Origin of the sequence: Paraburkholderia eburnea (assembly GCF_002917095.1) — a bacterium.
GTDB classification, from domain to species: domain Bacteria; phylum Pseudomonadota; class Gammaproteobacteria; order Burkholderiales; family Burkholderiaceae; genus Paraburkholderia; species Paraburkholderia eburnea.
Window position 1 is genome coordinate 53626 of sequence record NZ_PQGA01000013.1, and the last position, 13237, is coordinate 66862.

12 protein-coding genes and 1 pseudogene are annotated in these 13237 nt (G+C 60.4%); 8 read left to right on the top strand and 5 right to left on the bottom strand.

All coding sequences use genetic code 11. From position 1 onward, the window contains the following. Positions 1–57 precede the first annotated feature (57 nt). Together B0G62_RS21145 and B0G62_RS21150 are read right to left on the bottom strand one after the other, a co-directional pair. Positions 58–1362, bottom strand: coding sequence for an NAD(P)/FAD-dependent oxidoreductase (locus B0G62_RS21145; RefSeq protein ID WP_103706163.1), 1305 nt, complete (start codon positions 1360–1362; stop codon positions 58–60). Positions 1363–1404: 42 nt separating this feature from the next. Continuing rightward, positions 1405–2004, bottom strand: a complete 600-nt coding sequence (locus B0G62_RS21150) for a LysE family translocator (RefSeq protein WP_103706164.1) — start codon at positions 2002–2004, stop codon at positions 1405–1407. 511 nt (positions 2005–2515) lie between these two features. On the opposite strand from B0G62_RS21150, the gene B0G62_RS21155 reads away from it, so the two are divergent. From B0G62_RS21155 to B0G62_RS21165, 3 genes are all read left to right on the top strand, one after another. Beyond that, entirely contained in the window at positions 2516–3499 is a 984-nt protein-coding gene (locus B0G62_RS21155) for a LysR family transcriptional regulator (protein WP_244193326.1), read from the top strand. A gap of 153 nt (positions 3500–3652) precedes the next feature. Continuing rightward, positions 3653–4855 carry an NAD-dependent formate dehydrogenase gene (locus B0G62_RS21160; RefSeq protein WP_103706264.1) on the top strand — a complete coding sequence of 401 codons (1203 nt, stop codon included), beginning with the start codon at positions 3653–3655 and terminating at the stop codon, positions 4853–4855. A 5-nt stretch (positions 4856–4860) separates the two neighbouring features. After that, entirely contained in the window at positions 4861–5373 is a 513-nt protein-coding gene (locus B0G62_RS21165) for an HPP family protein (RefSeq protein ID WP_103706166.1), read from the top strand. Positions 5374–5407: 34 nt separating this feature from the next. Here B0G62_RS21165 and B0G62_RS21170 read toward each other — a convergent pair whose 3' ends face one another. The 3 genes and pseudogenes from B0G62_RS21170 to B0G62_RS32295 form a co-directional block, all read right to left on the bottom strand. Further along, on the bottom strand, positions 5408–6376 hold the full coding sequence (locus B0G62_RS21170) for an NHL repeat-containing protein (protein WP_103706265.1): 969 nt from the start codon (positions 6374–6376) through the stop codon (positions 5408–5410). 73 nt (positions 6377–6449) lie between these two features. Continuing rightward, on the bottom strand, positions 6450–7088 hold the full coding sequence (locus tag B0G62_RS21175; RefSeq protein WP_244193327.1) for a DNA-3-methyladenine glycosylase I: 639 nt from the start codon (positions 7086–7088) through the stop codon (positions 6450–6452). 85 nt (positions 7089–7173) lie between these two features. Next, positions 7174–7326 (bottom strand): annotated as a pseudogene (locus tag B0G62_RS32295) (IS481 family transposase); the annotation flags it as partial. A 365-nt stretch (positions 7327–7691) separates the two neighbouring features. Between B0G62_RS32295 and B0G62_RS21185 the strand changes: the two are divergent. The 5 genes from B0G62_RS21185 to B0G62_RS21205 all read left to right on the top strand — a co-directional run bounded on the left by B0G62_RS21185 (position 7692) and on the right by B0G62_RS21205 (position 13233). After that, positions 7692–8945: an MFS transporter gene (locus B0G62_RS21185; RefSeq protein ID WP_103706266.1), complete on the top strand. Its 1254-nt coding sequence runs from the start codon at positions 7692–7694 to the stop codon at positions 8943–8945. Positions 8946–9113: 168 nt separating this feature from the next. Beyond that, positions 9114–10043 (top strand): LysR family transcriptional regulator, encoded by a 930-nt coding sequence (locus B0G62_RS21190; RefSeq protein ID WP_103706168.1) that lies wholly within the window; start codon positions 9114–9116, stop codon positions 10041–10043. Positions 10044–10168: 125 nt separating this feature from the next. Then, positions 10169–10663, top strand: coding sequence for a cupin domain-containing protein (locus B0G62_RS21195; RefSeq protein ID WP_103706169.1), 495 nt, complete (start codon positions 10169–10171; stop codon positions 10661–10663). Between the two features lie 42 nt (positions 10664–10705). Beyond that, positions 10706–11734: a hydroxyquinol 1,2-dioxygenase gene (locus B0G62_RS21200; RefSeq protein WP_103706170.1), complete on the top strand. Its 1029-nt coding sequence runs from the start codon at positions 10706–10708 to the stop codon at positions 11732–11734. Positions 11735–11766: 32 nt separating this feature from the next. Beyond that, positions 11767–13233 carry an aldehyde dehydrogenase family protein gene (locus B0G62_RS21205; protein WP_103706171.1) on the top strand — a complete coding sequence of 489 codons (1467 nt, stop codon included), beginning with the start codon at positions 11767–11769 and terminating at the stop codon, positions 13231–13233. Positions 13234–13237 lie beyond the last annotated feature (4 nt).

Here is a 13237-nt window from a genome sequence, read left to right on the forward strand (position 1 = left end):
GCGCCTGCAAGGCCGGTGGTCTCATGGGGCAACAGGCGGCCGCGTCGCTGCGCGAGGTCAATTTCCAGCCGATGGCATCTCCGTCTCCGGCAGCGAAATCTCGATCCCACGGCGATGTAGCGCCGATAGCACGTGATACACCGCTTTAAAGCACATCACCGGGAATGCGGCGCGCCAGCTACCTCGCAGGTTTCCTGCCAGCAGATTGACGATGCCGTCCCGCATCCAAAAGCGATTGGACGGCGCCATAAAAAGCGTACGCATAACAGGATCATTCACGCGATAAATCAGCCAGCTAATCCGGTCCATCGCTTCCGACAATTCCTCGTTGGCCGACCGCGCAAGCTTCTTGCCTCGCGCCGGATCGTCGAGCCAGACGTGGGCAGCCTCGGCACCGAGTTCTCCGCCGGTCATCGCCATCAATACGCCTGTCGAGAACATCGGATCGACAAAACCATAAGCATCGCCAATCATCAGAAAGCCGTCGCCGTTTCCCTCGCGTGCGCGATAGCTGTAATTGGCCGTGCTATAGACCTCCGATACGCGCTGCGCGCCTTGCACGCGGGCTGCGACGGTGGGGCTCGAAGCGATACGCCCGGTCAGCAGGTCAGTGGGCGTCCCCGTGCGCTCCTTCCAGGCTGATTGATTGCCAACGAATCCAATGCTCATCGTGTCGCCGGGTAGTGGGATCAGCCAGAACCAGCCATCCTCCGCAAGATGAATGCTGATGTAGCCCGCAAGCTCACCTTCCCGACGCGTTACGCCGGTGAAATGCGCATAAACGGCCGCCGTGTTGTTGTACTTGTTCGAGGTTTTGACCTTCATCCGCGAGGCGAGAAACGTATCGCGTCCCGAAGCGTCGAGTACGTAGCGCGGATACCATTCACGGGTGCTCCCCGATTCGTCCTGCGTGGACACGATATGGCGTCCTCCGGCGCTGTCCAGTTTGACGTTCGTGACACGGGTACGCTCAAAACACCTGGCCCCGCGCGCGCCGGCGTTTTTGAACAACAAGGCGTCGAAGTCCGCACGCCGTACTTGCCAGGCGTGCGTACGGTCGCGATTGAGCGCGTTATGGAATGGGAACGCGCAACTACGGCCCGTGCGGTCCGAGACGAACTCCGCGCCTGGCTTATGGACACCGATCTCCCGGACCTGTTCCAGCACGCCGAGTCGCTCGAAAATGTCGAGGTTACGCGGGAGCAGACTCTCGCCGATATGAAAGCGCGGATGCGCTTCCTTTTCCACGAGGACAACGTCGCGTCCTTTCATCGCCAGTAAGGCCGCCGCCGTCGCCCCCGCAGGGCCGCCGCCGATAATCAGCACGTCGGGCCGGCTCGAATGGCTTTGCGATGCGTTCATTGCACTGGCTTCCAAAGATGGCGTATTCATGGTTTCCGCTATTCAACGCAAGGCCGATAGAGCGACCGTTATCGAAAAAGCACCGAGGATGAGTGAAGCGCTGCGGAACAGATATGTCGGCATCAGGCTTCCTGCGCGACCGGCGCCGAGTCGCGCACCGATGCCAATCCAAAGCAGCCCGACCGGAAACACGACGGCGAGAAACAAACCCATGGCTTCGAGCCAGGGCACGCCGCTCGCGAAGGCGGCTTTGGGAAAAATCGTGCCGCCGAACAGAATCGCCTTCGGGTTCAGCAATGTTGCGAAAAACAGGTCCCGCATATCGATCACATTGTGTGCGCCGTCGGCGAGTTCCAGCTTCGCATTCCACAAGCGCATCGCAAGATAAGCGATGTAAAGCGCGCTTCCAGCGCGGATCACAACGGGAAGCCAGGGCAAGCTCTGGCCGAGCGTGGCGAGGCTCATACCCCAAAAGGAAATCGCGATTAAATATCCGCAGGATTCAGCGAGGGTAAGCCGGGCGGACCGGCGAAATCCGCTTGCCAGTCCGGCCGTGGCAAGCAGCGTATTGGTCGGGCCTGGCATCACCAGGACGAGGAGCACGCCAGGAAGGAATACGCCAGGGCTTTGGAGTGGAATCATCGTGTTGTCAGGAGGCGCGTCGGTGCCTGAGACATGAAATCCGCCAAGGGGCATACGCAAGAGTATCGAACCGCGCGAGCAATTTTTGTTCCTCTTCGATTCAGGTGGAGGCAACCGGGAGGCCGGTCAAATGTGCCCTCAGCCTACGGCGCTATTTTGCCATCGGAGACCCGCCGCGCGTGCAAGCGTGCCGGATACGGCTTTCGCTCGCTCACTGGCGAGGCCGGACCGATTGGATTCCAGTCGTATTCAATGCGGACAATGCAAAAAGACGAAGCTGCGGCCGTTTATCAAAGCCCCAGACATATCCGGGGCACCTGTTCGACGACATCTCCAATCGTTGACAGACCGCATGTTCTGCGTGAAGTTAGCGTAATATATCAACGAACATAACGAGGGCGGAACCTCGCGAGCGTGTCATGTGTTCGATCACCACGGTGCGTCGAACCATCGTGAATGTTGCATGCAGAGGACGACACATGCGTGGCGGCACATGCGGGCACCTCCTCATGTGAAGCGTGCCGCCCTCCAGATCTGGAGACATGCGATGTTCATCCGTCAACTCAACTACCTGGTTACGTTGGCAAAGGAGCAGCATTTCGCGCGCGCGGCTGAGCTTTGCAACGTCACGCAACCGGCCCTTTCGTCCGCAATACGCAGTCTCGAGAACGAACTGGGCCTCGTGATCGTCAGGCGCGGTCGCCGCTTTCTCGGCCTCACCGAGGAGGGTGAGCGGGTGCTGGGTTGGGCACGTCAGACCATCGCGGCGCTCGATCATATGAGGCAGGACGTCTCGGCTTCGAACCTGCTGAGCGGCACGGTCAGGATCGGCGTCATTCCCACGACGATGCCGGTCGTGAGCATGCTCATCGCGACCTGTCGGGAGGCGCATCCCATGCTGAGCTTCGCGGTGCGCTCGCTGAGTTCGGATGCGATCCTGCGACAGCTCGACGACTATGAACTCGACATCGGCTTCACCTATCTCGACGATCACACGCAGGCCGGTTTCGAAGTGCTTTCGCTTTATCGTGAACGGTATGTGCTCGTCTCGCCATCGGGCGCGGGGGAAAGCGTGTGCTCCGGCGTGGGCCGCTGGGACGCGCTGGGTGACCTGAAGTTCGGTCTTCTGGATTCCTCAATGCAGAACCGGCAGGTGATCAATGCGGCCTTCCGTCGTGCAGGCGTCCAGCCCAAAGTCGTTCTCGAAGCCGATTCGTTGCTGACGTTGATTTCCAACGTGCAGCATGCCGGGCTTCACACCGTACTGCCGCATAGCGTGCTAAGCGTCATGAACAGCACCCAGCGGGATGCAGTGACTGCGCTCGAACCGGAACTCACGCGTGAGATCGGTCTGATTGCCCGCGATCTTCCATCTCGCCCGCCGCTTGTCGCGGCCTTATGGAAGGCCGCGAACCATCTCGATCTGCAGTCCAGTTTCGACGCGTTTCTGGATTCACCGCGCACGCTTGCCGAAGCGTCAACAGACGCTTCATAAGTCTTGTTTATCAGGTGATACGTCGAAACGATTGGATTACGATTGCAGTTGTCGTTGACACTCTGTCCGTCGATCGGTCGCATGCAGCGCGATCGTACAGCCGGCGGCACCAAGAGCCCCGGTTCCTCGCCCATCAGAGTGGAGACAAATATCGTGGCAAAAATTGTTTGTGTGCTGTATGACGATCCGGTCAACGGTATGCCGAAGCAGTACGCCCGTGACACCCTTCCTGAAATCACGCGCTATCCCGATGGGCAGACCACGCCGACGCCCAGGGCAATCGATTTCACGCCGGGCCATCTGCTGGGTTGTGTCTCGGGCGAACTGGGCCTGCGCAAGTATCTGGAGTCGAACGACCATCAACTGGTGGTGACTTCGAGCAAGGATGGCGCCGATAGCGTTCTTGACCGCGAACTGCACGACGCCGAAATTGTGATTTCGCAGCCGTTCTGGCCCGCCTACATGACGGCCGAGCGCATCGCCAAGGCGCCGAAACTCAAGATGATCGTCACCGCCGGCATTGGTTCGGACCACACCGATCTGCAGGCAGCCATGGACCGTGGCATCACCGTGGCGGAAGTGACTTATTGCAACAGTAATAGCGTGGCCGAACACGTCGTGATGACCACACTCGCCCTGGTGCGTAACTATATTCCTTCGCATAACATAGCAAATCAAGGCGGCTGGAACATTGCGGACTGTGTTGAGCGCTCGTATGACGTCGAAGGCATGCACGTCGGCACCGTCGCGGCCGGCCGCATCGGCCTGCGCGTTCTGCGCCTGCTCAAGCCGTTCGACATGAAGCTGCACTACCTCGATCGTCACCGTCTGCCGGAGTCGGTGGAGAAGGAGCTCAATCTGACGTATCACTCGAGCCTCGAAAGCCTGACGAAGGTATGCGACGTGGTGACGCTCAACTGCCCGCTGCATCCCGAAACCGAGCACATGATCAATGCGGCGACCTTGAAGAATTTCAAGCGCGGCGCTTATCTGATCAATACCGCTCGCGGCAAGCTGTGCGATCGCGACGCGGTTGTCGAAGCGCTGAAAAGCGGTCAGCTGGCCGGCTACGGCGGCGACGTCTGGTTTCCGCAGCCCGCGCCGGCGGATCATCCGTGGCGCAGCATGCCGCATCAGGGGATGACGCCTCATATCTCCGGCACGAGCCTCTCTGCGCAGGCGCGCTACGCAGCGGGAACGCGTGAAATTCTCGAATGCTATTTCGAAGGCCGCCCGATCCGCGATGAATATCTGATCGTGCAGGGCGGCAAGCTCGCCGGGGTTGGCGCGCACTCGTACAGTGCCGGTAACGCGACCAAGGGTTCGGAAGAAGCGGCCCGCTTCAAGGTGGCCTGACATTCATGACTTCCCCGTCCGCCGCTTCCGCTGGCGCCAACGGGGCCTCGACGTGGCGCACCCATGCCGGCAGCGTTCTGCTTGCCGGCCTGGGGGCATTCGTTGCATTGGCTCTCGTGGGCATGCTGGCTCAAGAGACCTCGGAACCGTGGATTCTTGGTTCGTTCGGGGCCACCTGTGTTTTGCTGTTTGGTTTTCCCTCCAGCCCGTTTTCCCAGCCGCGCAACATCATAGGCGGGCACGTCCTGACGTCATTGACAGGTTTGATCTGTTTGCATGCGTTTGGCCCAGGATATGTGTCCATGGCGATTGCCGCAGCGTCTGCATTGATGCTGATGATGCTGACGCGAACGGTTCATCCGCCTGCCGGCAGCAATCCGGTCATTATCTTTTTCGCGCAGCCAGGCTGGTCTTTCCTGGTACTCCCGACGATGTTTGGCGCGGTGGTGCTGGTGTTAATCGGCTGGCTTTATTGGGCAATCGTCAAGCGCGGTTCGTGGCCGCGCCGGGCAGGGTGACTATCGGGCGCGACCGGATTGTGATGTCAACGTGTCACCGGGGCGGCGCAATCGTGTCTGGAAGCGGCAGGACACGGATCGCGCTGCCTGTTGCGGAAGACGGCCTGGCGCGATCGACGATATATAGCGCGTGATGTACGTCGTCCACAGCGACGCCTCTTGCATTCTGGAAGCCGTCCGCTACGGGAGTAACTGTACCGTCCGTAGCGATGCGGCAAAACCCCGCCGCGCCGCATTTCGTGTAGAGCGTGCCAGTCTGGTCGACCGCGAGCAGATCGGGGTGCTCGACCCGTGCGAAGACCGTGCCGCTACTGGCGGCGACCGGTGTTCGAGCGGCAAGCGAGTCCGCCAGACCGAAGCTCAGGATCGTGTTTCTGTCCTGATCGGCGACCAGAAGGGCATCGCCGGATACGGCAATGCCGACGGGTTTGGTGAGGCCAGCGATCAGGTCGCGCTCGCTGGCAGCGTGCGTCGCCGAGTCATAGCTCACCAGGCTAACCCCGCCTATCAGGGGTTCGCTCGCTGCCTTCACGAACCAGCTCGACAGTACGCGGCCCGGCCCTATCGAGGCCAGACCCAGCCTGCGCCGCTCGGGCGCAAGGCCGGTGAGCGGCTGCGCGTCGCCGGGCGACATCGAAATAAACAGTGCTCCTCTATCGCCGAATCCGAAGCGCGCGACCAGCAGCGCTCCAGACGGCACGACGGCGACCTGACCGAGGCTGTTCGGCTGCCCTGGCACGACGGGTACGCTGGCGTAGGGGGCGAACGTCGCGTGGTCGCGTGACCAGAGAATCGCGTTAGCACGATCGTCGGTGATAAAGATCGCGCCGTCGTTCGGCCGAACGGCGATCCCGTTGGGTTGTGCGTGGACGTCGATGTGCGCCGGCGCGGCGCTCGGCATGGCCTGACAGCCCGCTATAACGATCGACAGTGCGGCTACAAGGAACAGGCGAGCGGGCAGTGAGAACGGCAGCAATCCGGACAGCGGCGCGGTCAATGGCATGGCGGCGGACTGCAGGCGCAGTCGTTTGATGGGAGTGCGGAAGATTTTACGCCGCACGCCCCGGGCCGCGATTTCATGTCGTCCACACGCCCGAACTTCCACGCCGATGACTATCGACCAGGTGTGTATCCACGATACCCGCGGCCTCCATGAGCGCAAACATCGTGGTGGGTCCGACGAATTTGAAGCCGCGTTTGCGTAGCGCCTTGCTCAACGCAATGGATTCAACAGACGTCGTGGGGATTTCCTCCAGCGTGCGCGGCGCGGGCGTGGCCGAGGGTTTAAATGACCAGATGAATTCCGCCAGTCCGCCGTCGCTGCGCAATTCAATGACTGCCTGGGCATTGTTGATCGTCGCGTCGATTTTTGCCCGGTTCCGGATGATGCCCGTATCTGCAAGCAGGCGCTCGATATCACTGGCGTCAAACTTCGCGACGACATCCGGTTCGAAATTACTGAAGGCCTCGCGCAATGCGTCGCGCTTTTGCAGAACGATCAGCCAGGACAGACCGGATTGAAACGCTTCGAGGCTGATGCGCTCGAACAGTCCGCGCTCGTCGCGGACAGGCATCCCCCATTCCGAATCGTAGTACTCGCGCAGCAAGGCATTGCTGACTGCCCACGGCGGGCGTTTCAGCCCATCGTCGCAGACGATCGCGTTGACGGACGCCGTCGTTTCGATGACGGCTTCGCTCAATGCCTTCTCTTTCAAGATCTCTTCTCCTTGATGGGCCATGACTGATGATATCCCTCTCGCCCGTCGCGAACTGTATTAGCCTGGACTGCACCTGACAGGTAATCGGGATGCTGTAGCTGTCGAAGAACGGTACGACGCGATCATGGAGTACATCGGCTGCGGGCAGCGGTGTCTTGCAGTCGTAGAGTTTGGCGAACGCCACCTTCGAGCAGGTATCGACGAGGATCTGCTGGTAGGCATGACCCACGCCCTTGGCAGGGAAAAGCGTACCGCCGCGCTCTCCCTGTAGTGTCTACGAGGGATTCCCCTGGGCATGATAATTCAACGTTCATTTCGCCCCGAATCCCGTCTAGCCGTGCTTTCCAGGGAACGCCTTTCGGTTACGCGCGGAGATTATTCGCGTTTCGCGAATGTCGCGTTCGCTGGTTCTTCCATACCGCAATAGTGGGCCTTGCACCTATCTTTGTGCCGTCGACTGGGTGACTTCAGCGCGCCTCGCACTGAAGAGGCGGTCGACCACACCTCGCGAATGACTTCGCACATAAAAAAACATCGGCATTGGCCCAGGTGTGGCGCTCCCGGCGCATGCACAACGAACCAATGGTTATGGAGACGGAAATGAAAGCAAACGAGTGGGATACCTCCTACGAATGGAAGGCCGTGACGCTGCTGGCCTTGGGTTTCGGCCTTGTCGGCCTCGACCGTTGGCTCATCGCACCGCTGTTTCCTTCAATCATGAAGGACCTCAACCTCACAGCACAGGACGTAGGCAACTGTATCGGCGTGCTTGGCCTGTCGTGGGGTGTCTTCGCGGCCCTGATGGGCGGCATTTCGGACAAGATTGGCCGCAGGAAGGTTCTCATTCCTGCAATCATTGTTTTCTCGCTGCTCTCAGGCTTCTCTGGACTCGCCGGCGGGCTCCTTGGCCTCATTGCCATTCGCGGCTTGATGGGCGTCGCAGAGGGCTCGTTCTGCCCGACGAGTTTCGCCGCAACGGCTGACGCGTCGCATCCGCGTCGCCGCGGCCTGAACCTTGGCCTGCAGCAGAGCGGCTTCGCACTGTTTGGGTTGGCACTGTCGCCCATCATCGCCACACAGCTCCTCAATTTCGTGACGTGGCGTTGGGTGTTCGCTCTCGTGGCTGTCCCCGGCCTGATTCTCGGCGCGATTATGTTCTTCGTCATCCGTGAGCCGAAGGTTGTGAAGGAGGTTGCTTCGGAGCACGCACCGGCGTCCCTCGGTCATGTGCTCAAGAGCCGGAACATTCTGGTCGCTATGCTTGCGTTGTGCTGCGCGATGACGGGTGTGTTTGTTCTCGGCGCGCTGCTGCCGCTTTATCTAACGAGCTACCTGTCGCTCGATACCCAGAAAATGGGCCTTGTTGTCTCGGCTATCGGCTTCGGCGGCTTTCTGGGGCAATTCGGTTTGCCCGGTCTTTCAGACCTCATCGGCCGCCGCCCGGCAAGCATCGTGGGCTTCGCCGGGACCACGGCGATGCTCTATATTTTTCGCGGTCTTGGACCTCAACCGCTTGCACTATTCGCAGTGCTCTTTGTCGCGTCGTTCTTCACGCTCGGCCTGGTTTCGCTGTTGTCCGGACCGGTGGCGACCGAGGCTGCTCCCATCGGACTCGTCTCGACGTCAATTGGCGCAGTGGTTGGCGTAGGCGAAATCTTCGGCGGCGGCGTTGCGCCGGCGATGGGAGGCTATGTCGCTGCTCACTTCGGTATCCAGAATATTCTGTGGTTGCCGATGTGCGCCGTCATCCTGGGCATCGCGGTCAGTATGCTTTTGAAGGAGACCGCGCCGGCCGTGCTGCAACGCCGTTCGGTCCTGCAACCCGAACTCACGGCAGGAGAGCAGCCCCGGTAATTCAGACGTGAATGCGGCTGCTACAGGTGCAATCAGCAGGACAAACGCATACTCGTGCGCTCTATGTGCGATTGACAACAATTTAGTGACGGTGTGACGTCTTATGCATGACGCAGTGAGAAGTCCGGTCCATATAAACTGTCATTTTGCTGACGGGAAGGGCGCGGTATGGACCGGTTTCTGAGCATCGAGGCATTCGTGAGAGTGGCGGAGGCAAGCAGCTTTGCCGAGGCGGCGAGACAACTGGGTGTGACGAGTTCGGTGGTGACGAACCGCATCCAGCAACTCGAGAAGTTCGTGAACGCGCCACTCTTCCATCGCAGCACGCGCCACGTCCGGCTATCCGAGGTCGGCGAGGCCTTTTATCGCGAGTGTGCCGAGGTCGTAGGCCGCGTCAACGAATTGACCGACCAGATGCGCGAGCTTCGCGCGACGCCGACAGGGCGCTTGCGCATCCAGATGCTTCCAGGGTTCGCGCTTGGACATTTCGGCGCGCCGCTGGCCGAATTCAATCGACGCTATCCAGGCATCCAGCTCGATGTCATCGTGAATGACCGCGTTGTCGATCCAGTCGAAGAGGGCTTCGATATCGCCTTCCAGATTTTCCCGCCAATTTCCGAATCGCTCATCGAACGTCGGCTATTTACCGTTCGGCGTCTATTCTGCGCGTCGCCAGCCTATATCGAGGAGCATGGTGCGCCACAGCATCCGCGTGACTTGCTGCAGCACACAACTGCGCTTTATTCCGGATATCCCTCTCGAAATCGCTGGACGATGACGCACGGCAACGAGGTTGTTGAGATGGAACTGCCGGGCATGATTCGCTCGAATTCAGTACATCTGCTAAAAGACTACGCGCTGACGGGCGGCGGCGTGGTGTGCCTGCCCACCCTGGTTGCGAGCGATGCGCTGGTGAAGGGCACACTGGTGCCTATCTTGACGGATTACGACCTCTCGCCACTGAGCTTTGCTGCTGTTTATCCCGCAACGCAGCGTCAGGCGCTAAAGGTGAAAGCACTCGTTGAATTCCTCGCCGAATATATCGGCAGTGAGCCGTCGTGGGATGTGCCGTTGCTTGAGCGCGGCTGGGTGAGGTAAGCCGCGAATCAGGCAGTGGATTATTCGGGAATCGCAAATGCCGTAGTCGCTCTCTGCCAGGTTGTTGCTGCCGTTCCTTGCCCCTAAAGTTGAACTTAACTAGCAGTTCAACACAGGAGACAGCAATGACCGACACGGCATTCCATACCGTCTTTGGCTCGCTCGATAGCTATAAAAAAGGCGACATCGAAATCACGAGCGGAAGCGCTCATCACTACGCCTTCTCGAATGTCTTCGAGGTGGCCTCCAGATCGGCACCCTACGAAAAGGTCGTCGCTGGCAAGAATCTCGAATACGTCATCGAAGTGCTGCGCACCGAAGGCGAGTCGCAATGGTTCGCATGTGCCCACGACGAATTCACCATCCAGATGGATGGCGAAGTTCAGATCGAATTCATCAAGCTCGACACTCCCCCGAAGACCGGGCGCGGCACCGTGAGCGCCGGCGCGCAGCCCGCTGGTCGCAAGATGGGCCGCGTCGTTCTGCGCAAGGGGCATCAGGCCCTGCTGCCCGCGGGCTGCGCGTATCGCTTTGTCGCAGGCAAACCGGGTGTCGCGCTGGTGCAGACCATTCTCGGTGAGCTGTCCGTGGAGAAATGGGCAGATATCTGCCTGCACTGACGCTATCTGCAGCGACCATTTGAATATCCCAGGAGACAAGCTATGGCCACCCTCGACACCTTCGACACCCTCGACCATCCCGTAGATTTTGCGGCAGATATGGTGCGCTCCACTGAGCCCGATGCCGTTACCGGCTACCGCCGCTTCCATCTCGGCGAATTTGAGTTCCAGCGCGATGAATACTTCGTGAAAATCAGCTGGCCGGCAAAAGGCCAGACCCGTACGCATGCTGTGCCCGCAGACGCTTTCCTGCGCGCGATGATGCGGGACGTGGCGTGGGGCTTCTTCTATGGCTGGGTTAATTTCGACCACGTGTTCGGCACGCGCAACCACTATGGAAAGGTCGATGTGTACGCAGGCACGTTCAACGGCATCCTGAAGGAAGCGGGCGTCGATTACACCGAGACGTTCGAAACGCCGACCATCATGGCAACGTTCAAGGCCATGTTGCACGACTGGACGAACGAAGGCTTCGACCCGTTCGCCGCTCCGGAAGAAACCGGCTCGGCGTTCGGCCGCAAGCATGGCGAGAACGACGCGGCCATCGAACGCACGCGCATCGCGACGCGCCGTATGCCGGGTCTGGAAGGCGACTCGCCGCTGCGTGACGACCTGCCGGTCAATCGCGCATTCCTCGACGTCGCGCAAGACGAGCCGGAAGTGCATGTCGAACCGGGCTTCGAGGGCGAGCTTCATGCGTTCAACCTCTTCAAATACCTCTCGCGTTCGGATGTGACGTGGAATCCGTCGGTGACGTCTGTGTGCGGCCTCAGCCTGTTCTGTCCGACGACCGAAGAATTCATCCTGCCGGTCTTCCACGGCAACGACCGTGTCGAATGGTTCCTGCAGCTCTCCGACGAAATCGTCTGGGATATCGGCGACAAGAACACCGGCGCGCCGCGGGCTCGCGTCACCATGCGTGCCGGCGACATCTGCGCGATGCCCGCCGATATCCGGCATCAGGGCTACTCGACCAAGCGCTCGATGCTGCTGGTCTGGGAAAACGCCACGCCGAACCTGCCGCAGCGTTATGAGAGCGGCGAACTCGCACCGTATCCCATCGAGTTCTGAGCAGTGAGCCAGCCATAAATCAAGGAAGATTCATGCAAACCCAACTCTTCATTGACGGGCGCTTCGTTGACGCCGTTGACCGCGGCACCATCGACGTGCTCAACCCGCACGACGGCTCGCTCATCACGAAAATCGCGGCAGCGAGCGCGGCTGATGTCGACCTCGCGGTCGAAGCCGCAACCCGCGCGTTTCCGAAATGGTCGGCGTTGCCGGCATCGGAACGCGGGCGGCTTCTATTGCGCCTGGCTGACGCTATCGAAGCGAATGCCGAGGAACTGGCGCAGCTCGAATCGCTCGATACCGGCCATCCGATTCGCGATTCGCGCTCGCTCGACGTGCCGCGTACCGCCGCGTGCTTCCGCTACTTCGGCGGCATGGCGGACAAGCTGCAGGGCTCGGTGATTCCAGTGGAAACGGGTTTCCTGAACTACGTGCAGCGCGCGCCTGTCGGTGTCGTGGGCCAGATTGTTCCGTGGAACTTTCCTCTGATGTTCACGAGCTGGAAGATGGGGCCGGCGCTCGCCGCAGGCAACACGGTGGTGCTCAAGCCATCGGAAATCACGCCGCTCTCAACGTTGCGCATCGTCGAACTCATGGCTGAGGTCGGTTTCCCTGAAGGCGTGGTGAATATCGTCCCGGGATACGGCCACACCGCTGGTCAGCGGCTCGCCGAACATCCCGGCGTAGGGAAAATCGCATTCACGGGTTCGACCGCAACCGGGCGCCGGATTGTCGAAGCGTCGCAGGGCAATCTGAAGCGCGTGCAGCTGGAACTCGGCGGCAAGGGCGCCAATATCGTGTTCGACGATGCCAACCTCGACGCTGCCATCAACGGGGCCGCGTGGGCCATCTTCCACAACCAGGGGCAGGCATGTATCGCAGGCTCGCGTCTTGTCCTGCACGAACGCATCGCGGACGAGTTCCTCGAACGTTTCGTTTCACTGGCATCGTCCATCCGCGTCGGCAATCCGCTCGACCCCGATGCCGAAATGGGGCCGCTGACGTCGAAGCAGCATCTGGACCGCGTGCTGACATTCGTCAACGTGGCGCGCGAACAGGGCGGTCGTGTACTCACCGGCGGCAGCGCCCCGCAGGATAGCGCGTTGGCCAAGGGTTACTACGTCCGTCCGACGGTCATCGAAGCGAAGAGCGCGTCCGACCGTATCGCGCAGGAAGAAGTATTCGGCCCGTTCGTCACGGTGCTGCGCTTCGGCAGTGATGAAGAAGCGCTGGCGATCGCGAACTCGACCGAATATGGGCTGGGCAGCGGCCTCTGGACACGTGACCTTTCGCGCGCGCACAAGACCGCGTCACAAATCAACGCCGGTATGTGCTGGATTAACTGCTATAAGCGCGTGAATCCCGGTAGCCCTTTCGGTGGTGTCGGCAAGTCGGGATACGGCCGCGAAATGGGCTTTGAAGCGATGCACGATTACACAGAAGCGCGTTCGGTGTGGGTCAACGTCGACGGTAACGTGCCGCCGCACTTCAAGCGCTGAGGTC